The organism is Demequina sp., from assembly GCF_016278775.1.
Lineage (GTDB): Bacteria > Actinomycetota > Actinomycetes > Actinomycetales > Demequinaceae > Demequina.
The window spans coordinates 1-23,497 of the sequence record NZ_JADQBF010000008.1 but is presented as its reverse complement, the minus strand read 5'-3'; the positions used below and the strand labels follow the sequence as shown (position 1 = coordinate 23,497).

The 23,497-nt window shown below is 67.5% G+C and carries 10 protein-coding genes; 3 read left to right on the top strand and 7 right to left on the bottom strand.

What is annotated here, in order from left to right; translation table 11 throughout:
• Complete coding sequence (gene deoC, locus QZZ33_RS01650; RefSeq protein ID WP_291377733.1) at window positions 1–693, top strand: deoxyribose-phosphate aldolase; 693 nt, start codon at window positions 1–3, stop codon at window positions 691–693.
• Here deoC and QZZ33_RS01645 read toward each other — a convergent pair.
• Window positions 690–2,399 carry a phospho-sugar mutase gene (locus QZZ33_RS01645; protein WP_291377732.1) on the bottom strand — a complete coding sequence of 570 codons (1,710 nt, stop codon included), beginning with the start codon at window positions 2,397–2,399 and terminating at the stop codon, window positions 690–692. The two genes, deoC and QZZ33_RS01645, sit on opposite strands and share 4 nt — an antisense overlap.
• Window positions 2,400–2,401: 2 nt before the next feature.
• Window positions 2,402–3,196 carry a purine-nucleoside phosphorylase gene (locus tag QZZ33_RS01640; RefSeq protein ID WP_291377731.1) on the bottom strand — a complete coding sequence of 265 codons (795 nt, stop codon included), beginning with the start codon at window positions 3,194–3,196 and terminating at the stop codon, window positions 2,402–2,404.
• Window positions 3,197–3,462: 266 nt separating this feature from the next.
• On the opposite strand from QZZ33_RS01640, the gene QZZ33_RS01635 reads away from it, so the two are divergent.
• Window positions 3,463–16,287 (top strand): SdrD B-like domain-containing protein, encoded by a 12,825-nt coding sequence (locus tag QZZ33_RS01635; protein ID WP_291377730.1) that lies wholly within the window; start codon window positions 3,463–3,465, stop codon window positions 16,285–16,287.
• Here the strand turns inward: QZZ33_RS01635 and efeB are convergent.
• The 4 genes from efeB to QZZ33_RS01615 all read right to left on the bottom strand — a co-directional run bounded on the left by efeB (window position 16,284) and on the right by QZZ33_RS01615 (window position 21,451).
• Window positions 16,284–17,627 (bottom strand): iron uptake transporter deferrochelatase/peroxidase subunit, encoded by a 1,344-nt coding sequence (gene efeB / locus QZZ33_RS01630; RefSeq protein ID WP_291377729.1) that lies wholly within the window; start codon window positions 17,625–17,627, stop codon window positions 16,284–16,286. The genes QZZ33_RS01635 and efeB overlap by 4 nt on opposite strands.
• 33 nt (window positions 17,628–17,660) lie before the next feature.
• Window positions 17,661–18,821, bottom strand: coding sequence for an iron uptake system protein EfeO (efeO, locus tag QZZ33_RS01625; protein ID WP_291377728.1), 1,161 nt, complete (start codon window positions 18,819–18,821; stop codon window positions 17,661–17,663).
• A 40-nt stretch (window positions 18,822–18,861) separates the two neighbouring features.
• A complete protein-coding gene (locus QZZ33_RS01620; protein ID WP_291377727.1) occupies window positions 18,862–20,646 on the bottom strand; it encodes a biotin carboxylase N-terminal domain-containing protein in 1,785 nt (594 codons plus the stop codon).
• A gap of 172 nt (window positions 20,647–20,818) precedes the next feature.
• Window positions 20,819–21,451, bottom strand: coding sequence for a nucleoside triphosphate pyrophosphatase (locus QZZ33_RS01615; protein ID WP_291377726.1), 633 nt, complete (start codon window positions 21,449–21,451; stop codon window positions 20,819–20,821).
• A 135-nt stretch (window positions 21,452–21,586) separates the two neighbouring features.
• Between QZZ33_RS01615 and QZZ33_RS01610 the strand changes: the two genes are divergently transcribed.
• A complete protein-coding gene (locus QZZ33_RS01610) occupies window positions 21,587–23,113 on the top strand; it encodes an alpha-N-arabinofuranosidase (protein WP_291377725.1) in 1,527 nt (508 codons plus the stop codon).
• A gap of 10 nt (window positions 23,114–23,123) precedes the next feature.
• On the opposite strand, the gene QZZ33_RS01605 is transcribed toward QZZ33_RS01610, so the two are convergent.
• Window positions 23,124–23,342, bottom strand: a complete 219-nt coding sequence (locus QZZ33_RS01605) for a hypothetical protein (protein ID WP_291377724.1) — start codon at window positions 23,340–23,342, stop codon at window positions 23,124–23,126.
• Window positions 23,343–23,497 lie beyond the last annotated feature (155 nt).

Below are 23,497 nucleotides of genomic sequence, written 5' to 3'. Positions count from 1 at the left end.
ATGACACTTTCTCGTTTGGAACTGGCCCGCCTGGTCGACCACACCTTGCTCAAGCCGGAGGCAACCCCCGCCGACGTCGCCGCCCTGGTGGCGGAGGGCGCCGAGTTGGGCGTGTACTCCGTGTGCGTCTCGCCGTCGCTGATTCCCGCGTCGGTCCCCGAGGGCCTGTTGATCGCGACCGTGTGCGGCTTCCCGTCTGGAAAGCACACCTCAGCCGTCAAGGCCGTCGAGGCCGCCGAGTCGGTGGTGAAGGGCGCGCACGAGGTGGACATGGTCATCGACGTGGCCTCCGCGCTCGCTGGCGATTTTGATGCCGTGGAGGCCGACGTTGCGGCCGTGCGCGCAGCCACCAGGGGCGCGCTGCTCAAGGTCATCATCGAGTCGGCCGCGCTCACGGACGACGCCATTGTTGGCGCGTGCAAGGCGGCCGTTGCCGCCGGTGCCGACTTCGTGAAGACCTCCACCGGCTTCCACCCCGCAGGCGGTGCCTCCGTCCACGCGGTCGCGCTCATGCGCAAGACGGTGGGCCCTGACATCGGGGTGAAGGCATCGGGCGGGATTCGCACTGCTGAGGCTGCGCTGGCCATGGTCGAGGCAGGCGCCTCGCGCTTGGGGCTCAGCGGCACCCGCGCTGTGCTCGACGGCCTCGACGGCGCCGCGGCTCCCGAGGCATCCGGCGGCGACTCCTACTAGACCCCCAGCAGTTTCTCTACGTCGGCCCGCAATGCAGCCATGGCCGAGTCCGCTCGCCCACGCGCACCGCGCACGTCCCCTGCCTCCACTTCCTCGATCACTTCGAGGTAGGCCTTCACCTTGGGCTCCGTGCCTGACGGCCTGATGATGACGCGCGCCCCAGACTCGGCCCCGAGGTGCAGCCCATTGGTGGGAGGGAGCCCCGCGAAGCCATCGTTCATGTCGTCGGTGGCGGTCACCACTGACCCGGCCAGCGTGGCAGGCGGCGAGGCGAGCAGCCGCGTCATCAGCTCAGGGATCTGAGACAGGTCGTCGAAGCGCGCAGAGACTTGGGACGACAGGTACACGCCGTAGTGCAGCGCAAGGTTGTCGATCGCATCGGCGAGGGTGCGCCCCTGAGCCTTGAGCTCCGACACCAGCTCCGCGATCAGCACGGCAGTGGAGACGCCGTCCTTGTCGAGCACCAGCGCTGGGGCGGCGCAATAGCCCAGGGCCTCCTCGTAGCCGTACAAGAGGTGCGGCGCGCGGGAGATCCACTTGAAGCCGGTGAGGGTGTTCGCGTGTGCCAGACCGTGACGCTTCGCGATCGCCGCCAACTGCCGTGAGGACACGATCGAGTTGGCGAGAGTCGCTTCTGGCTGACCCGCGTGCGCTGCCGCGATCCGCTCGCCCAGCAGCGAACCGACCACGTCGCCGTGCAGCATCCGCCAATCGCCGTCGATCACGGTTGCGACGGCGCAGCGGTCCGTGTCCGGATCGTTGGCGATCACCACGTCGGCGCCGATGGTGGTCGCCAACTTGAGCGCCAGGTCGATCGCTCCCGGTTCCTCCGGGTTGGGGAACGCCACCGTGGGGAAGTCGGGATCCGGCTCCGCCTGCTCAGGAACGGACGTGAGGTCGGTGAGGCCCGCGGCGGTGAGCGCCTGGCGCACGGTCGCATCGCCGACGCCGTGGATGGGCGTGAGCACCACCTTGAGTCCCGCGCGCCTCGTCGCCACGTCACCTTGGGGAGTGGGAACGAGCGCGGCCACCTTGGCCGCATAGTCATCGACGACGCTAGGGGACAGCACCTCCCAGCCCGACGTGGCGCGCTGGATACCCGCCACCGCGCCAACCGCCTCGATGAGCGTGGCGATGCCCGCGTCGTGCGGGGGGACGATTTGCGCGCCAGCGGCCTCCGGTGTGATCGAGGCACCCAAGTAGACCTTGTAGCCGTTGTCCCACGCGGGATTGTGCGAGGCCGTCACCATGACCCCGGCGTCGGCGCCCAAGGCCTTGACCGCATACGCCAGCACGGGGGTGGGAAGGGGGGAGGGCAGCAGCAGCGCCCGGTGCCCGGCGGCCACCGCGACGGCGACGGTGTCGTGGGCGAACTCGGTGGAACCGTGGCGCGCGTCGTATCCGACGACGATGGTGCCGCGATGTCCTAGCTGTGCCGTGACGTATGACGAAAGCCCAGCAGCCGCGCGAATGACTACGGCCCTATTCATGCGGTTCGGGCCCGCGCCCAGGCGACCGCGCAGCCCGGCAGTCCCGAACTGGAGCAGGCCGGACATGCGGTCGGCCAGATCTACCGCGGCGTCGGTATCGCCAGCGGCGACCGCCTCAAGCACGCTCTTGAGCTCGGCGCGGGTGGCAGGGTCTGGATCGTCAGCAAGCCAGGTGCCAGCGGCTACCGCAGCGTCGTCAATGTCGGAGACGTCCATGCCTACATCTTCCCCACAATGTCGGCCAGCAGGCGAGAGATGCGAGGGGCAGCGGCGGCGCCAGCGTCGAGCACCTCTTGGTGATTGAGGGCCTCGGTGCCGATGCCGGCGCCCAGGTTGGTGACCAAGGACAGCCCGAGTACCTCGAGTCCGGCCTCGCGCGCGGCGATGACTTCGAGTGCGGTGGACATTCCCACGAGGTCGGCGCCCAGCGTGGTCGCCATCCTCACCTCGGCGGGAGTCTCGTATTGCGGGCCGGAGAACTGCGCGTACACGCCCTCGATCAGGTCCGCATCAACCGTACGCGCGAGGTCCCGGAGGCGGGGCGAGTAGGCGTCGCCCATGGGAACAAACGTGGCGCCCTCAAGGGGAGTGGCTCCCGTGAGGTTGAGGTGGTCGGAGATCAGCACCACGGTGCCAGGGCCGACGAGGGCACGGGTAGACCCGCAGCCGTTGGTGACCACCAGTTGCGAGCAGCCTGCCGCGGCGGCCATGCGCACCGCGTGCGCCACAGTGGCGGCATCTCGGGACTGATAGAAGTGTTGGCGCGCGCCGAGCACCAGCACCCGCTTGCCACTTGCCGTGAGGAGCGACCGGAACGTCGAGTGGTGACCGGCGACGGCGTGGCCGGTGAAGCCAGGGATGTCTGACGCCTCGATGGACGCGACCTCCTCTCCGATCAGCTCGGCGGCCCCACCCCAGCCGGAGCCGAGGATGAGCGCGAGGTCGTGAGAAGGGATGCCGGTGCGGCCGGTCAGAGCGGCGGCGGCCTCGGCCGCGAAAGCGTGTGCAGACATGCCACGAGCGTATATCCCGGGCCTCCAGCCACACGGGACTATGGGACCTTCGCCCTCGCCTCCAAGTTGTCCGCATTTGCACCCATTTGCGCCTTTCCCAGGCGTGTCGTGCGACACGCGTCACTCGCAAGTGTGACTTGGCACACACGGGACTTTAGTCCATACTGACCCCGACCCCCATTTGTGGGGGCGCATCTGGGATTCGCGGGGCGGCGGGCCACCGTGACGTGGATCACAGTGTCCGTACTGCTGAGGGATACCGACACGTGATAATTCTGCGTACGCGCGCAAGCCGCATGGGATCGACCGTTGCCGCCGCCGTGGTGGCAACGCTTGGTCTCGGCCTTGTGGTCCCTCTCGCCCTTGCGCCCACGGCGGCAGCCGCCACGGGCACCGCCACCGGCGTCGTCTTCAACGACTACGACGTAGACGGCGTCATGGATGCCGGGGAAGCTGGCGTCGAGGGCGCCGTCGTGTACGCCTACGACTCCTCCGGCAACCGGTTTGGGCCCGCCACCACGTCGTCAACCGGCGCATACTCTGTGTCGCTGTCGCCGAACGCCACAGCGGGGCCGATCCGCATCGAGCTGACGAGCATGCCCGAAGGCTTCTTCCCCTCGCGCGCAGGAACCGACAACGCCACCACCATTCGGTTCGCCACCTTCACCGACGGTGGCACCGTGTCGGACCTTGACTTCGGGATCCAGAAGCCTCAAGACTTCTGCTCCAGCAACCCCGATATCGCCACCACGGTGTTTTGCGTGGGTGAAGGCAACTCGAGTGCCACCACCTTTGACGCGCTGTGGCACTCGAATTACGACAGCTCGACCCGCACGGGCGTCGCGACCCCCGCAGAGGTGGGATCGCTCGCGGCCGTCGCATGGGATCCCGTTACCCGGTCGGTGTTTGCCGCCTCCTACGTCAAGCGCCACGCGGGCCTCAACGATACGTACGGTGCTGACGCGCTGTACAAGATGGATCCAGACACTGACACCACAACCCACTGGGTGGATTTGTACGATGACCTGGGCATCGACGTCGGCCAGGCGGACATTCCCTCCAATGCAGTGAGGGACCTCGTCCCGTGGAGGCTCCAGTCCGCAGACCCCATCTTCGACGAGGTGGGAAAGCGAGGCATCGGCGACATCGAAACCAATGGCTCGGACACCTTGTACGTGACCAACCTGTACCAGCTCACCGTCCACGCCATCCCGATCCCCGCCGACGGTTCCGCGCCCACCAGTTCATCCTCGCTCGGCTTGCCAGGTAGCGCGATCAGCTGCACCAACGGCACGGCGCGCCCGTTCGCGCTTGCTTACCAGGACGGATACCTCTACTCCGGCGTGGTGTGTGACGCCGCAAGCGGCACCGTCGCCGACCTCGACGCCTACGTGGTGCGCACCACCGGCGACGGCACGTGGACCCAGGTGGGGCCCCGCATCGACCTCGACTACCCGCAGAAGGGTCAAGTGTTCGTTGACTCCTTCCGCCTGCCCAACGGCGATCAGACGACGGACGCCCTCAACCTCTGGCACATCTGGGACGACTCGTTCGACACCTCGTGGGACTCGGGGGCAAACTCCACCTCGACCGGGTCTGCGTCGTTCATCATCCGGCCCACGCCGATGCTGTCTGACATCGCGTTCGATGACGACGGCTCGATGGTGCTCGCATTCCGCGACCGCACTGGCGACATGATCGGCGCCGATAACTGGGCGCCCCTCGCGGCGGATGGCACGGCGGCGGGCATCAGCCCTGGCGGACCCGACCTGATCTTCGCGATGTCTGGAGGCGAGCTGTTGCGCCTGTGCGCGACGGGCGGCACCTATGTGCTCGAGGGTTCCGCTGGCTGTGCCAACAACGCCGCGAACGGCCAGGGCACAGGCGGCGGTGAGTACTACCCAGGCGATTCCAACACGAACGGTCACAAGGAACTCTCCAACGGACACGTTGCCATTGCGCCCCGCACGGGAGAGCTGCTCCTGTCGGCAACGAACGCCGAGGACGGCACCGCGAACTCTGGCGGTATCCGTGGAATCGACAACGCCACTGGCGCTCACCTGTCGGATCTCAGCCAGAACTATTACGAGAACGCGCGCCCGGTCAACAACGTCGCGGTGTTTGGCAAGGCCAACGGCATCGGTGACCTTGAGGCGTTGTGTGACGCCGCCCCACTCGAGGTCGGAAACCGCGTGTGGAGCGACACAAATGGCGACGGCATCCAAGACCCGGGCGAGACGGGCATCGACGGCGTCACCGTCCAGCTGTTCGCCGCGACAGACACGGGCTTCACCACGCCCCTCGGCACGGCCGAGACGGCTGATGGCGGTCAGTACTACTTCCGCACCGGGTTGAGCGAACCAGCAGTCGGCAACGGCGACAACGTGGGCGGGGGCCTCGCGTACCGCCAAGACTTCGTCATCAGGGTCGGTTCAGCCGCCGATTACGCCTCTGGTCCGCTCGCCGGTCTCAACCTGTCGCCGTCCGGGCAGGCGCCGTCCTACACGTATTCCGGCGACTCGACGTGGATCGATTCCAACCCGACCGCTGGGGTCGGCGCGATCGGTTCCGCATGGCGTCCCACGATGGCGCTGTCCGCCGCCGCCATGCTGCCAGGCCACAACGACCACACGTTTGACGTGGGCTTTGTTCCGCCGCGGCCGCATGATCTGGCGTTGCGCAAGTCGGTGGTGGGTATGACCGGCACGCCTGCATCTGGAACGGTGACGTTCCAGCTCGAGGTCTTCAACCAGACGGCCGATGCCGTCGATGGCGTGACGCTGACCGACTACGTCGACACGGACTCCTTCCTGGCGATGACGACGCTTCCGGCGCCGGGCACCACGGGCGGCGACGCCGCGTTGCCGTACTCGTGGGACAACTCCGTGACCACCGCGCCAGAGGTCACCATCGACGGCGTCATCCCTGGTAACTCTTCCGTGACCCTCAATGTCACGCTCACCATCGCGTCGCCGGTGAACATGGCGGGGCTTCTCAACACCGCGGAGATCACTCGCTTCGACAACGACGGCAACTCGGCCAACGGCGACTCGACGACGGGAACCGTGTATGACGTCGACTCGATCCCCGACGCCGTGAACACCGACGCGCTCGTGGACGACGAGATCGACTTGCAGCGGTGGACGAACACCAGCACCTCCTCGACAGAAGACGGCGGCGTTGCCGACGAGGACGACCACGACGTTGCCATCGTTCCCGTGTACGACCTGGCACTCATCAAGACTCGCTCCAGCGGTCAAGACGCCATCATCACGACGCCGTCCACCACGGCCTCCTTTGACATCACCGTCAAGAACCAGGGCCAGACGGACGCGTTCAACGTGACAGTGCTTGATAGCCCCTCGATGCCGCTGTCGCGCAGCGCGTCCACCGCGGCATCGCAGCCGGCCACCACGTCGCCTTCCGGCACCGCAGTGACGGTGACGTACAACGCTGGCAACGGCACGTTCACCATTCCGGCGTTGGCCGCGGGCGAATCGGTGACGTTCACGATGCTCGCCGACCTGGCGCTCGTGAACGACGTGCAGGTCAACACCGCGGAGATCACGGGCTTCGACAACGATTCCAACTCTGGAAACGCCAAGTCCACTTGGGTCCAAGACGTTGACTCCACCCCTGACACGGACCCAGGCAACGACGACCGCGAGGTTGTTGGCTCCTCGACCTTCCCCGAGGACTCGCACAACGACATCGACCGCGCGCCCATCAACGGCGTGAACGGTGCCGATGAGGACGACCACGACTCGGAAGCGGTGCAGTTGGGCCTGTTGCGCCTCGGCTCCACCGTCTACATCGACGCGAACGACAACAACGTGGGCGACGCAGGCGAAGAGGTCGCCGGCGTGCGCGTGCAACTGCTCAAGTACAACGGCTCCACGTACGACGTGGTGGCTGAGACCATCACCAACTCCGATGGTGACTACTCGTTCGACCGCCTGTATCCCGGCGTGTACCAGGTGGGCATCCCTGCCGACCAGACGACCGCTGGCGACCCGCAGGCACTGACCGAATACGAGCCCGTGACGGGATCCGTCGCGAACCCAGAGACCAACAACTTTGACAACGACGGCGACGCGGAGCCAGGCTTCCTGTCTCGCTCAGACGACATCACGCTCACCCATGACGGCGAGCCCACCAACGACGGCGCCGACAAGACTGACGCCGACGCCTTGACGTCGCCCCGCGCCTACTCGGACGCCAACTCGAACCTCAATGTCGACTTTGTGTTCGAGGCCATCACCTACACCCTGGGCAACCTGGTGTGGCGCGACACCGGCGCGGGGGCAAACTACAACAACGGCGTGGCAGACGACGACGAGTCGGGCATCCCGAACGTGGACCTCGCCCTCTACCGAGACAACGGTGCTGGCGGCGCCGTCGCGAACGACGGAATCCTGGCCGCAACCGAGCGCATCGCGACCACGTCGACCGACCCCAACGGCTTCTACGAGTTCGAAGGCCTCTCCGCCGCGGACGACTACGTGGTTGTCGTGCTCACCGGCGGCGGTCTCCCCGCCGGCTACGGCACCTCCGGTAGCCCCATCGACGTCGCCTCGGCCGACGGCGTGGACAACGACAACAACGGCGTGGTCGACGCTTCTCTCGGCTGGGCCTCTGGGGCGATCTCGCTCGGCCCCGTTGCGGTGGCGGAGCCCACTGGCGAGACAGACGGCACCACGGAGACCGGCGCGCAGCCAGCGCCTTCCGTGGCCGATGACCGCGCCGACCAGACGGTCGACTTCGGCTTTGTGCCATCCATCCGCATCGGCAACCAGGTGTGGCGCGACCAGTCCGACTCCGACCCGGTCACCCAGGTCGCGACGGACAACAACGGGGTCTTCGATGCCGGTGAGCTGGGCATCGGCGGCGTGACAGTCGAACTGTGGCTCGACGCCGATGACAGCGGCGAGTTCGAACGCGGCGGTGCTGACGGCTCGACGCCGCTGCAGTCCACCACGACCACCTCAGAGGGCAACTACTGGTTTGACGGCGTGCGCCCTGACCGGCAGTACTTTGTGGTGATTCCGTCGATCGGTGGCGTTGGCATCGACCGCCCTGCCTCCTCCGACGGGCAGTCCTCCAACCCGACCGGGTCCGACAACGACGACGACGGAGCCCCCGGCACCTTCGACATCGCGGTCTCGCTGCCCTTTGTCCCGACCGAGTCTGGAGCGTCTGAGGACGAGGCGGACGCGGTGGAGCCAGGCGACGGATCGAGCACCACGGACGCCAACGCCGAGGCCGAGGCGAACGCTCGCCCGGGCGTCGTGCAATACGCGGACGACAACTCCGAACTGGCGATCGACTTCGGCTTCATCAATGTGCCCGTGTACCGCGTCGGCAACCTGGTGTGGCTCGACAACGGAGGCCCGGCCGGCTCCTACGTGGGCGCGGACGAGGGCAACGGCATCGCCGATGCCCAGGAGCCGGGCATCCCTGGCGTGACGGTGGTGCTGTACGCGGCGAGCGACCTCGCCTTCGCCTCCCCCCTTGACACGACCGTGACCAACGGCGACGGCGAGTACGTCTTTGAGAACCTCGCCGCTGGCGACTACCGCGTCAGGGTTGACCTCGGTGGCGCCAACAGTGCCGTGCTGGCTGGCCTGACGTCCGCGACGGATGGAGCGGTGGCCAACTCTGACACCGACAACGATGACGACGGACGCGTGGTGTCCACCGCGGTGGCGTCGACCACCGTGACGCTCGGCCCGCTCAACCACTACGTGGGAGGCGAGCCGAACAACGAGGAGCGCCGAGACGGCACCGGAGTGGGCTACGACCAACCCGGTTCGCTGACGCCCTCCACATCGGACCCCGCGACGTACGCGAACAACCGCTCCAACCTGACGGTGGACTTCGGCTTTGTGAAGCCGTACCGCATCGGCAACCTGGTGTGGCTGGACCTCAACAACGACGGTGTGGCGCAGGACGGCGAGCCAGGACTGCCAACCGTGCGCGTGGAGTTGCGCGACCCGGTCACCGGCGCGTTGCTGGCAGACGTTGCCACCGACTCGGCGGGCCATTACGAATTCACTGGCCTCGCCCCCGGCACGTACGCGGTCAAGGTGGACACCACCACGCTGCCAGCAGGCCTCATTGTGTCCGGCCCCACGCAGACGGCCAACGCAGACAACGACGTGGACAACGACACCAACGCCGGCGCCGCCGCTGGGGTAGTCTCCGGCCCGGCCGCCACCGTCACGGTGGGCGGCGTGGAGCCGACGAACGAGCGGTTGCGCTCCGACGACGCGACGGATGACGACGCTGACTCGTTTGCAGACGACCAGTCCAACTACACCGTCGACTTTGGCTTCTGGAACCAGTTGCGCTTGGGCAACGTGGTGTGGCACGACGAGTCAGACACCAACCCCGCGACCTACGTGGCGACGGACAACAACGGTGAGGTGGATGCTGGCGAGACGCTCCTGAGTGGCGTCACCGTGAGCGTCTGGCTCGACGGCGGCGACGGCGCCTTCGACGCTGGCACCGGTAGCGGCGACGACACGTTTGCCGGATCCGACGTGACCGACGCTGAGGGCAACTGGCTGGTGACCGAGTTGGCGGCCGGCACGTACTTCGCGGCCATTGAGACCCTCCCTGCGCCCTACGCCGAGTTCGTGTCCTCGCTGGGCCAGTCCGTCGGTAGCGGCGACAACGACGACAACGGCGCGAGCGTGACTGACGGCGCGGGCGACCCCTACGTCGCCGCCTCTGCCCCCATCTCTCTGGCAGTGGGCGCCGCGCCCACTGGCGAGACGGACACGCTCCCCGCAGCCGACGGCTCCGCCGAGTCTGAGGCCACTGGCGGCGGCTTGGCCTTCCCAGACGCCAACTCGGACCTCACCGTCGACTTCTCGTTTGTCGCCCCGCCCACGTACCGCATCGGCAACTTGGTGTGGCGGGACACGAACGCTGACGGCATCGCCGACGCTGGCGAGCCGGGTATCGAAGGCGTGCTGGTGCGGCTCGAGAACGCAGCAGGCAACGTCATCAACGAGACCGTCACCGACGCAAGCGGCGCATACGAGTTCACCGAGGACGCGATGGGCACGCCTCTAGCGGCCGGCGACTACCGGATCGCGATCCCCTCGAATCAGTTGCAGACGCTGGGCCTTGCACTGCCGGTGATCGGTGGTGCCCTGAACGGCGCGATCAACTCGCCTGGCACGGGGGACCCTGACACCGACCTTGACGATAACGACGACAACGGCGTGCCCTTTGCGGGCGGCTGGCAGTCCGAGCTGGTGACGCTCGGCGACGACTCCTCGACCTTCGAGTCAGAGCCCACCAATGAGGTGCTACGCAGCGGAGGCGACGACGACCTGGGCTGGGCTGGCGGTACAGACGCTCGCTCCGAGTTCACCGTGGACTTCGGCTTCTACTTTGGCCTGCGCCTCGGCGATACCGTCTGGCTCGACAACGGTCGCACCGGCGCCGCCACGTTTGACCCGACTCAAGAGAACGACGGCATCTACCAGTCGACAGAGCTTCCCGCACCGGGAGTGACGGTGTACTTGTTCGCCGACGACGGCGACGGGGTCTTCGAGCCAGGTGCAGCTGCCGACGACGGCGCCGCCATCGCGTCGACCACCACTGACGCAGACGGCGAGTACTTCTTCACCGGCCTTGACGACGGCGGCCGGTACTTTGTGGCGATCCCCGCGGCCGAGACGGCCACTGGAGGCGACCTCGTGGGCCTACGAGCCTCGACGCCCACCTGGGCCGACGGCGCGGGCACCAACGATCGTAACCACGGAGCCGCAGCCGGTGGCTATGCGTCCGTTTCTCCCGTGATCGTGCTGACGCGTGGCGGGATGGCGTACGGTGACGCCGCCGATGAGGCGAACGCGAACCTGCTGGCCAAGTCTGGCGCGACCGTCACGGACGGCGATTCCAACCTGGTGGTCGACTTCGGCTTCTCGCCTGCGCCCACGTACCGCTTGGGCAACCTGGTGTGGCTCGACACGAACGACAACGGCTCGGTGGATCTGGGCGAGCAGGGCATCGGCGACGTGCCTGTGATGCTGTACGCAGACGACGGCAATGGAGTGCTTGACCTCGGCACCGACACGTTCATGGGCCTCGACACGACAGGCACGACGGGGGCAGACAAGGGCCGCTATGGCTTCGACGATTTGCCAGCTGGCACCTACTTCGTCGTGGTGCTGTGGGACTCGACCCTCGCGGGCCTCGACTCATCGCAAGTGCGCGAAGCGGACGCCAACAACGACGTTGACAACGACAACAACGCCCTGCCTTTGGGTACGACTCCTTCCGACGGCTGGGCGTCGTCCGCGGTAGAGCTGGGAGCCATCTCTCCCAAGGGCGAGACGGACGAGCCGACCGGCGAGGTTGACGACAACACCGTCGTCTCGGCAGAAGACGGCACCTACCTCGACGGACGCTCCAACCAGACCGTTGACTTCGGCTTTGCCGAGCGCGTGCGCATCGGCAACCAGGTGTGGCGCGACGAGTCTGACGCAAACGCGTCGACGCACGTGTCGACCGACAACGACGGCGAGTTCAACGGCACTGAAGTGGGCATCGGCGGCGTCACGGTGGAGCTGTGGAACGACGTCGACGGCGACGGATTCGAGGCCGCCGGAGACGACGTCTTGGTCGACACCACCACCACGTCCACAGAAGGCAACTACTGGTTCGACAACCTGATCCCCGGCGAGTACTACGTCGCGATCCCCAGCATCGGCTCGCCCTTCACGACGGCGCGCTCCTCTGCAGGGCAGTCGACTGCAACGTCGGACGCCGACAACGACGACGACGGCGCGCCGCTGGCAGGCTACCTGTCGGTGTCGCTCGAGGTCGCGGCGGCGCTCGGCACGGCGGCGACCGGTGAGCAGGACGCGATCGAGCCTGGTGACGGCTCCTCCACTGCTGACGCGAACGCCGAGGTCGAGGCCAACGGCGGCACCGTGGTCGGCACGGCGGACGCGAACTCGCACCTCGACGTCGACTTCGGCTTTGTTGAGGTGCCGCTGTACCGCGTGGGCAACCTGGTGTGGCTGGACGCGAACAACAACGGCATTGCCGACGCTGGCGAGGACCCGATCTCTGGCGTGCTCGTGCAATTGCTCAACGCCGCAGGTGACGTGATGGCCGAGACCGTCACGGATGGCTCTGGCGAGTACCTCTTCGAGAACCTCGCCGCGGGCGACTACTCGGTGCGGGTTCCGTCCTCCCAGACGGAGGAGTTGAGTGGCGGCCTGTCGATCACCGCTGGCGCCCTCGACAACCTCGCTTCGTCCACCGCGGACGCTGGCGACCCTGACGCAGACGCGGACGACAACGACGACAACGGCGCGACCGTGACGGGCGGCTGGCAGACGGGCGTGCTGACGCTGGGCTCGAGCGACGACGCCGTGACCGAGACGGAGCCGACGAACGAGACGCACCGCGACGGCGGTGACGACGACTCCGGCTGGGCGGGAGGCACGGACGCACGCAGCAACCTCACGGTCGACTTCGGCTTCTACCAGCTGCTCCGGCTGGGCGACATCGTCTGGCTCGACAACGGCGGCACTGGCGCAAGCTTTGACCCCACGCTTGAGGACAACGGCGTGTATGACCCGTCCGTCGAGCTGACGATTTCCGGCGTGAGCGTGGAGCTTTTCGCGGACGGCGGAGACGGCGTGTTCGATGGCGGCTCCGGTGACGACACCTCGGTGGGCACCACCACTACGGTGGGCGGCGCCTACTTCTTCACTGGCCTCACGGAGGGCACCTACTTCGCCGCGATCCCCGACAGCGAGCACGGTTCCGGCCAGGAGTTGGAGAACCTGCGTTCGTCGACGGGTCAGGCCGCCGACGACTCGGTCAACGACCGCGATCAGGGTGAGCCCGCGACCGGTTGGGCTGCGGTCTCGCACCCGATCGTGATGGTTGCGGGTGGCATGAGCAACGGCGACGCGGCCTTCGAGTCCCGCGCCGACACCGCCACTGGCACGTCGGTGGTGGATTCCAGCTCGAACCTGGCGATCGACTTTGGCTTCTCGCCGGTGCCCACCTACGCGCTGGGCAACCTGGTGTGGGAGGACTACGACGACGACGGCGTGGCCGACCTCGGCGAGCCAGGCATCAGTGGCGTGACGGTTGAGGTCTACCGCGACGTCGACGGTAGCGGCACCCTGAATGCGGGCGACACGTTCGCGGGTTCTACGACCACAGCCGCGGGGCCAGACACCGGTCGCTACCGGTTCACCGCCCTGGCGGCAGGCGACTACATCGTGCACATTCCGTCGCAGGGCACACTCGCTGGTTGGTACGTGGGAGGCACACCTGAAACCGTGGCTGACCTCGGCAACTCGGTGGCTGTAGACAACAACAACGACGCCCAACCAGACGGCGTGAACGGCGGTTGGACGGCCAGCCCCGTGACACTGGGTGGCGCGGCCGGCCCTGCCGACCACGACGAGCCAGTGGGCGAAGTCGACGGCATCGACAATGCCGACGCCGAGGCGCTGGTCTACGTGCGCGACGACCGCTCCAACCAGACTGTCGACTTCGGCTTCTGGCGCGGCCTGCGCCTGGGCAACCAGGTGTGGCTCGATGAGGGCGCTGGAGCGAACCAGGACAACGGCGTGTACGACGCGGACGAGTCCTTCTTGGTGGGTGTGGGAGTGTCCCTCTTCCTCGACAACGGGGACAACACCTTTGACCCGTCCACTGACTCGCTCGTGGACACGACAAACACGGGGGCAGAGGGCAGGTACTTCTTCTCCCACCTCGACGAGGGCGACTACTTTGTAGCGGTCCCCTCCGGGCCCGCAGGTACCCGCTCTTCGACGGGAGCCCCCGGTGCCTCGCTGACGGTCGACGGCCAAGACGCTGGCGAACCGGCTGGCACCTACGTCTCGGTCAGCGAACTGCTGACCCTGACCCGTGACGGCGCGCCCACCGGCGAGACGGACGGTCCGGGCACCACCAGTGACGACGCAGAGGCCTATGCCGATGGCGTCACGGGCCCCTACCTGGACGGGGACTCGTACCTCACGGTCGACTTTGGCCTCATCGACGTACCCACCTACCGCCTGGGCAACCTCGTGTGGCACGACCTGAACAATGACGGCCTCGCACAGGACGGCGAGCCCGGCATCGACGGGGTGCTGGTGCAGCTGACCGACGCCGCCGGAACGGTGTTGGAAGAGACCGTCACGGCAGGCGGCGGCAAGTATGAGTTCACCGACCTGGTGGCTGGCGACTATCGAATCCAGGTCCCCGACGGGCAGGTGCCCGCGGTGACCCCGTCGCTAGCCAGCTCGATCGTGGCAGGCGCGCTCGACGGATTCTTCCCGTCCACCGTGGCGAGTTCGACGCCGGACGACGACGAGGACAACGACTCCAACGGAGCCCAAGTCTCGACGGTGGTCCGCACTGGCGTGGTGTCGATCGGCGGCTCCGAGCCCGTCACCGAGCAGTTGCGCGTGGACGACTCGACGGACGACGACCTCGGCCAAACGAGCCCGCGCATCGACGACGACCGCTCCAACTTCACCGTCGACCTTGGCTTCTACGCGATCTCCCTGGGCAACATGGTGTTCACCGACAGCGACGCCGACGGGGTCTATGAGCCCGCCGACGGGGACGCCGGTGTCGACCTGGTGACCGTCGAGTTGCGTGACGCGAGCGGCGCGCTCGTCGACACACAGGTCACCTCGGGTGGCGGCCTGTACCTCTTCACTGGTCTGGTCTCTGGCGAGCAGTACTACGTCCAGATCCCCGCGAGCGAGTTCGCGACCGGTGGGACGCTCGAGGGCTGGTTCTCCTCACCGGGCGACGCGGGAACGATCGCCGCCGACGACACAGACGGCCTGGATCGCGGCGTCGATCCTGCTACCGCATTTGGCGCGGTTCGCTCGAACGGCCTGGTCACAGCGTCGGCGTCTGCCTCGCCGGTGACAGACGGCACTGGCGACAACCCCGACAACGACGACGTGCGCCCCGACGCGGCAGAGAACCTCACCGTCGACTTTGGCGTGAGCGCGATGGAGCTGGGCGGAACGGTGTTCCTCGACAGTGATAACGACGGCATCGACACCGACGAGGGCGACTTCGAGGACATCACGCTGCTGCTGTTCAATGGCGACGGCTCGCCGTACCTGGACGCGAGCGGCAGCCAGGCCACCACGGTGACGGATGCAAGCGGCGACTACCGCTTCATTGGGCTTCCGCAAGGCGACTACATCGTGGAGATTCCTGCAACGGAGTTCGCGGAGGAGCTCGCAGGTCACGCGAACTCGGACGGCAACGAGCCGACTCCAGACGCGAACCTCGACGCCGTCGGCGAGGACGAGGGCGACCCCGTCTCTGGCGACATCTTCTCGGAAGGCGCCGTGCGCGCCTCCGTGGTGACGCTTGCCGTCGATACGGAGTCCGACGCTGACCCGACGCCTTCCGCTGGCTACGCTGATCGCCAGTCGAACCTCACCGTCGACTTTGGCTTCTGGCACGCGCAGGCGGGTCTGGAGTTGGGCAACCAGTTGTGGTTCGACGAAAACCGCAACGGCCTGTTCGACCGCGGCGAATTGCCAGTGCCAGCCACGGTGGAGGTCGAACTGCTCGACGCGAACACCGGCGCGGTACTCGCCACGGAGTACACCAACGTGGCAGGGCAGTACCTGTTCGCTGGCCTCGCGCCCGGCGACTACCGGGTGCGGGTGACGGGCGACAACTTCAGGCCCGGCCGCCCGTTGGCCGGCTACACCACGACAGACGGTGCTGCGATCTCGAGTGACCCGAACGACGGAACCGACTCGGACTCCAACGGTCCGGTGGTCACCGTTCCGCCTGGGCCCGCGCTCGGACTGGCGCTCATGGCGTCGGGTGTTGAGTCAGCAACGGTGACGCTGCGGGCCGCCGCTCCCATCGACGAGGACGACCCCGCGTCGTCCGGCTTGGACGACCGTCAGTCGGACCTCACGCTGGACTTCGGGTTCATTCGGGCAGACGAACTCGCGTTCACCGGCGCCGACGTGGGCGGGACCGTGGGCAACGCGGCGGCGCTCGTGTTGCTGGGACTCGCGCTCGTTGTGGGGGGCCGCAGGAAGCGCGCCTAGGCGAAGAGCGCCTCGCCGATGTAGGCGCCGCCGTCGCCCAGCGAGGAACCCTGGGCGACACCTGGCGGCACGGCGAACACCGCCGACCCCACGGTGCGCAGATACTCGACCGTCATCCGGTCGGCGCGCGACATCTCTTCCTGCATCGGCACGTACTGGGCGCGCGGGTCGCGCACGAACGCGATGAAGAACAGGCCCCCATCCAACTTGCCCAGGGCATCGGCGCCGTCGGTGTAGTTGAAACCGCGGCGGAGCATCTTGACCCCATCCCAGCGGCTGGGATGCGCGATGGTGACGTGGCTGTCTGTCGGGATGAGGAGGCTGCCAGCGGAATCGCGCGCGCGGAAGTTGGGATCGGTGAACTCGTTGCCGCCGCTCAGGGGCGCTCCCGAGCCCTTGGTGCGGCCCACAGCGTCCTCCTGCTCCGACAGCGACGTGCGATCCCAGTTCTCAATGAGGATGCGAATCTTGCGGGCCACCAGGTACGTGCCGTCGTGCATCCACTGCTGGCCGTCACTGCCGTCGGCCCACAGCCACCGGTCAACGAGGCCCTTGTCCTCGGCCCTGATGTTGGCCGTGCCGTCCTTGAAACCCATGAGATTGCGTGGCGTCTTCTGAGCGCGAGTCGTCGAGGACGTGCGGCCAAAGCCAAGCTGCGCCCAGCGCACGTGGGCGTCCCCGATCGCGAGGCGGGCCAAGTTCCGGATCGCGTGGACGGCCACTTGGGGATCGTTGGCACACGCCTGGATGCACAGGTCTCCGTGCGACAGGTTCTGTTCGAGCGCATCGCCAGCGAAGTGAGGAAGCTCAAGCAGCTGATCCGGCAGCGCATCGGCCAGGCCGAAGCGGTCTGCGCCGTCTGCCAGGAACATCGACCGGCCGAAGCCGAAGGTAATGGTGAGTCCAGACGCGCCCAGGTCGAGCGCCTCGCCAGTGTCGTCAGGAGGCAACAGGTCGGGGCCGCCAACGGCGCCGCCGCCCACTTGCGAGCCGGCCATGAGGGTGGCGGCGGCCTGCGTCCAGCGGCGTAACAGCGCGATGACGCGGTCGCGAGAGTCGGTCGTGATGTCGAAAGCGGCGAAGTGCAGGCGGTCCTGTTGCGGTGTGAGGATCCCGCTCTGATGGGCGCCAAGGAACGGGAACTGACCCTCGCCAGGTGGCGGCGCCGTCTGACGGCCCACCTGGAAGCCGATGCCACCCGATGCCGCGATGCCTGCTGCCGCGCCCGCGACGCCCAGTACAGCCCTGCGCGAGGGGCCCTTGGCGCTCCGGCCTGGCCCCTCGTCTGACGGCGTGGCATCCTCCGCTGGCGGCGTGGGGGAGGGGCGCTGCTCGCTCATGGATCCATTGTCCCCTCGCCGCATGCCCTCGCCCTACAGCACCGCCGCGGCGGTGAGCCGCGACAGTGGCTCGCTGAGCGCCTCGATGGTGCGTGACAGCTCCAGCACCTGCTCTGAGGTGAGGTCGGGGTACAGCGTGAACCCCTCCGCAATCGAGCCGTGTGCGGACAAGACGGACTGCGCGGCGGCGAAGCGTTCGTCTAGCTCGGCGACCAACTTGGGATCGCGATCGATCACCACGGGCTTGAGCGACTCGAAGGCCCGCCGAGCTCCGTCGATGCTGGCCTGGATGTCCCACAGATCGGTGCCAGACCAGATCTCCTCGTCGCCGGTGATCTTGGTGGCAGCGACATCGTCGAGCAGTTCCTTGGCGCCGTTGCCGATCTGGAACGCCTCCACCGTGAAATCGCCAGCACTGACGCGCGATTGGAGGTTGGCCGTGTCGCTCACCAGGCGGTCGGCAAGCTCGGCGCGGGTGGCTTGATCCACGGTGTAGCCCTCGGCTGGCGGCCACAACAGCTTCTCTGCGTGATGCCAGCCCAGCCATTGCTCGTTGGGGCCAAGATCGGCCTCGCGCAGATCCAACAGCGGGACGAGGTCGCCGAAGTGTGCGGCGATGGGCTCGATGCGCAGCCAATGCACACGGGAGTCCGCGTACATCGCCTTCGCCGTCTCGTCGTCCCCAGAGGCGAGGGCCTCAGCGAATGCCTCGGTCTTGTGCATGAGGGTGTCGATCTCTGCTCGTACGTAGGCCAGGTAGTCGGCGGATGCCGTGTGCAACGCCTCAGCGTGTTCCCCGGTGGGTGTGGCGGCGGCCCCCGCCTCGGTGGCGGTGAGCTCCCTACGGATCTCGTCGCCGTCCATCCCGGGGTCGCACGCGGTGACATAGTCGCCAGCGGTGAGGTTGACGACCAGGTCGCTGCTGGCGCCCGGGCCCACGTTCTCCACGGCGGCGACTACGGCGGTGCCGTCTTGCTCGTAGACGCGAAACCCCGTCGCCTGAGAGCCGTCGTTCTTCAGGGAGAACACCACGTTGCCAGCTGGCGTCGAAGACCGTGACACCGCGCACGCGTCGTCAGTGGAGGTGACCGATACCGTCACGTCGCGCACGCCTGGCTCGCCGGTGCACGCGGCCAAGAGCAGTGCGGCGACGGGCACGGCGCAAGCGCGCGCCCACCCCGAGCGGGTGATCATGGTGAAGGTGCCCAGCCTGGTAGCACGCGGCCTCGAATCGCTACGCGGTGGGGGAGTCGACGATGTCGCAGATGAGGGCGCCTGCCGTGACCGAGGTGCCCACGGCGGCCGTCAGGCGGTTCACCACGCCCGCCCTGTGCGCTGTGAGGGGCTGCTCCATCTTCATGGCCTCGAGCACCACCACCAGGTCTCCCTCTGCCACCTCGGCGCCGTCCTCGACGGCGACCTTCACGATGGTGCCCTGCATGGGGGATGACAGGGTGACGCCGGAAGAGGCCCGCATGGTCGAGGGCTTCCTGGTAGTGCGGCGCGCAGGCGTGCCAGCCCGGGCGCGTGCTCTACCGGCCTGTGCAAGAGCGGCTGGCAATACCACCTCGAGCCGCTTGCCTCCCACCTCCACCACCACACGCTCGGTTGCGCCGCCATCGTCGTGCCCCGCGGCCGCGGCGCCTGAAGCGCCGAGCGTCTTGACTGTCTCGGCAAAACCAGTCTCGATCCACGTGGTGTGCACCCCGAAGCCCTCAGCGGCCACAAACTCTGGTGCGTTCAGCACCGCCTCGTGGAAGGGCAAGACGGTGGGGATGCCCTCCACCACAAACTCGGACACGGCCCGCCGCGCGCGCTGAATCGCCTCTTCTCGCGTCGCACCCGTCACGATCAGCTTGGCAATCATCGAGTCAAAGTTGCCGGAGACGACGTCGCCCTCGCATACCCCGGCGTCGACGCGCACGCCAGGGCCAGACGGCAGGCGCAAGGTGTGGATGCGGCCGGGCGCTGGCATGAAGCCCGCGGCCGGGTCCTCGCCGTTGATGCGGAACTCGATCGAGTGGCCGCGCACTTGCGGGGAGAGGTTCGCGATTGCTTCGCCTGCCGCGATGCGGAATTGCTCACGCACCAGGTCCACGCCCGTGACCTCTTCCGTCACGGGGTGCTCGACCTGGAGACGCGTGTTGACCTCAAGGAAGCTGATCGTGCCGTCCGCGCCCACGAGGAACTCGCACGTGCCAGCGCCTACGTAGCCGGCCTCGCGCAGGATGGCCTCGCTGGAGGCCACGAGCCTGGCGTTCTGATCGTCCGTCAGGAACGGGGCTGGAGCCTCCTCGACCAGTTTCTGATGGCGGCGCTGCAGCGAGCAGTCGCGGGTGGACACGACGACGACGTTGCCGTGCGTGTCCGCGAGGCACTGGGTTTCCACGTGGCGAGGCTTGTCGAGGAATCGCTCCACGAAGCACTCGCCGCGCCCGAACGCGGCGACCGCCTCACGAGTGGCGGAGTCGAAGAGTTCCGGAATGTCTTCGCGATTGCGGGCTACCTTGAGACCGCGGCCGCCCCCACCGAACGCGGCCTTGATGGCGACCGGCAGGCCGAACTCGTCGGCAAAGGCGACCACCTCGTCGGCCGATGCCACGGGGTCTGCGGTGCCCGGCACCAGCGGCGCTCCGGCGGCCTGCGCGATGTGACGCGCGCTCACCTTGTCTCCGAGCGACGTAATGGCGGCCGGCGGCGGGCCAATCCAGACCAGGCCAGCGTCGATCACGGCTTGGGCGAACTCGGCGTTCTCAGACAGGAAGCCGTAGCCAGGGTGGACCGCCTGTGCACCCGAGCGCTTGGCGACGTCGAGCAACTTGCCGATGTCGAGGTATGACTCCCGTGCGGTGACGCCTCCGAGTGAGTAGGCGTCGTCGGCAAGGGAGACATGGGGGGCGTCCCGGTCGGGGTCGGCGTAGACGGCGATGGAACGCAAAGACGCGTCTCGACACGCGCGGATCACGCGGACGGCGATCTCGCCGCGATTGGCGATCAGAACCGAGGAGAACGCAGGCACGCCGCTCAACCTACCGTGGCCCTACCCGCGACCACCGACCCGGGACCCTCTCTCGGGAGGATTTGGTCGGAAGCACAGCGCTCACCACTCATGTTGTACAGAACCTACAATGAATTGACTGGGAAGTCCGGCTACCCTGCCGTAGGTTGTCGGTACGCGACAAACGAAGCGTTCAGGAGTTCGGGACCCAGAGGTCTTGAATGCGCACTCCGAACGCCTTGAGTAGGTGGCGAAGCACAGGCAGGCTCACGCCCACCACGTTGTGGTGATCGCCCTCGATGCGCTCCACAAACGGCCCCCCGATTCCATCGACGGTGAATGCCCCGGCGACGTGTAGAGGCTCGCCGGTCGCCACGTAGGCGTCGATCTCCGCGTCGGCGAGGTCGGCGAAGTGGACGGTGGTGGACGCCGTCTGGCCGGTGTGCTGGCCAGCGTCGCCGCGGCCATCGATGAGCCAGTGCCCGGTGTGGAGCACTCCAGTGCGGCCCCTCATCGCGCGCCAGCGTGCCGTGGCGGTCGCGGCATCGCCAGGCTTGCCGAGCGCTTCGCCGTCAAACTCGAGCATCGAGTCGCAACCGAGCACGAGCGCGGCGGTCTCCCGCGACGCGACATCCTCGGCCTTGGCGCGCGCCAAGAGTAGGACCGCATCGGCAGGGCTGAGCTCGTGCCCGGACGCGGCGCTCGCGGCGGCCAGCACGGCGTCTTCGTCGACGTCGCTGACGATGACGGTGGGCGAGATTCCGGCGGCGAGTAGCACGGCGCGCCGTGCGGGCGAGGCGGAGGCGAGGATGAGGGGGACGGTCACGCGAGCGAGCCTACCGAGTGTGGCCTGCAGGTCCCAGGCGGCGCGGTGGCGCCCTTGTATTCTGACGGTAGCCAAGGGAGGTGCGATGGCGAGCGAGCCGGCGCCCCACGCCGCATCCGACAAAGGAGACCCTCCGTGACCACCGCCTCTGCCCGGCTCAGCATCGATCCCTCCGCGCGCATCGGGACGGTGCACCGACGCCTCTTTGGCGGCTTTGTGGAGCACCTCGGCAGGCACATCTACACGGGAATCTACGAGCCCGGTCACGCCACGGCTGACGACCAGGGATTCCGTCGCGACGTCATCGAGTTGGTGCGCGAGCTGGGGGTTTCCACGATTCGCTACCCCGGGGGGAATTTCGTGTCGGGGTACCGCTGGGAGGACGGCGTCGGGCCACGTGACGAGCGCCCGCGCAGGCTCGACCTGGCGTGGCACTCCACCGAGACCAACGAGGTGGGTCTACTGGAGTTCTCTGAGTGGCTCGAACGGGTTGGCAGCGACCTGATGCTCGCGGTGAACCTGGGAACCCGCGGCCTTCAAGAGGCAATCGACTTGCTCGAGTACTCCAACGTGCCCGGGGGCACGGAGCTGTCCGACCGCAGGATTGCGCACGGCCGCACCGAGCCATACGGCGTGACGATGTGGTGCCTGGGCAACGAGATGGACGGGCCGTGGCAACTAGGGCACAGCACAGCAGAGGCCTACGGCGTCCTCGCCACCCAAACCGCCAGGGCCATGCGCCAACTCGACTCGCGGGTCGAGCTGGTCGCGTGCGGTTCCTCAGGCGCGGGAATGCCCACGTTCGGGCAGTGGGAGCGCACGGTGCTGAGCCACGCCTACGACGAGGTCGACTACATTTCGTGTCACGCCTACTACGAGGAGTCGAACGGCGACACGGGAAGCTTTCTGGCGTCGGCCGTTGACATGGACCGCTTCATCGACAAGGTGGTCGAGGCGGCTGACGAGGTGAAGGCGCTCAAGGGCTCCGACAAGACCGTCAACATCTCCTTTGACGAATGGAACGTCTGGTACATCTCGCGGTTCGAGAACGTGGACAAGATCGAGGGGATCGACAACTGGCCCGTGGCTCCGCGACTGCTTGAGGACGAGTACTCGGTGCTCGACGCCGTCGTGTTCGGGTCGCTGATGATCTCCCTGATCAAGCACGCCGACAGGGTCACGAGCGCGTCCCTCGCGCAGCTGGTCAATGTGATCGCGCCCATCATGACCGAGCCCGGCGGGCCCGCGTGGAAGCAGACGACGTTCTTCCCCTTCGCCCTGACCTCCCGCCTCGCGCGCGGCGAGGCGATCGATGTTCACCTTGAGGCAGAGACGTACGCCACGGCCACGTACGGCGAGGTGCCGCTGGTGGATGCCGTCGCCACGTACGACGCCGACGGTGGTGCGGCCGCCGTGTTCCTGGTGAACAGGTCTCAAGACCAGTCGCAACGGGTGGTCGTCGACGTCAGCGGCTTGGGGGACGTGCGGATCGTGGAGAGCCACGCGCTCTTTCACGACGACATCCATGCCAGCAACACCCTGGAGCAACCCGATCGCGTCGGCGTCCAAGAGTTGCCGTGCGCCATTGATGGCGAGGGTCTCTTGACGCTCGAACTGCCGCCCGTCTCGTGGGGCGTGGTCGCGCTGTCCTGCTCCAGGTAGGTCAGGGGCGCTAGTGGTCCCGCACCAGGGGGCAACCGGCGCACGCGGGCGAGGAACGCGGCACGCACGTGCCGCATGCGGCCGACGCCGATACCACCAGTCCCAACCGGCCAGCTTCGTCGGCGACGGCTTGGGCAAGATCGAGGGGGATGCCGAGCGTCCGCGCCGCCGCGCGGGGACTTTCGCCCGCGGCCAGCCGCTCCATCACGGCGCCAAACGATCCGCTCACAGCAGCCTCCCCACCTGGAACACCACGGTGGCCATCAGGTACGCGCCCGTGAACTGAGCCCCGGCGGCGAGGGCGGTCCAGCGCGCGCCGTAGAGCCTGCGCTGCTCCGCCAGGGTGGCGAGGCAGGGCATGTAGGACAGGGTGAAGATCAACAG

What these genes read in the sequence shown, in the direction of transcription:
- deoC (WP_291377733.1), top strand. Translation starts at nt 1, where the DNA reads ATGACACTTTCTCGTTTGGAACTGGCCCGCCTGGTCGACCACACCTTG.
- QZZ33_RS01645 (WP_291377732.1), bottom strand. Translation starts at nt 2,399, where the DNA reads ATGGACGTCTCCGACATTGACGACGCTGCGGTAGCCGCTGGCACCTGG.
- QZZ33_RS01640 (WP_291377731.1), bottom strand. Translation starts at nt 3,196, where the DNA reads ATGTCTGCACACGCTTTCGCGGCCGAGGCCGCCGCCGCTCTGACCGGC.
- efeB (WP_291377729.1), bottom strand. Translation starts at nt 17,627, where the DNA reads ATGAGCGAGCAGCGCCCCTCCCCCACGCCGCCAGCGGAGGATGCCACG.
- efeO (WP_291377728.1), bottom strand. Translation starts at nt 18,821, where the DNA reads ATGATCACCCGCTCGGGGTGGGCGCGCGCTTGCGCCGTGCCCGTCGCC.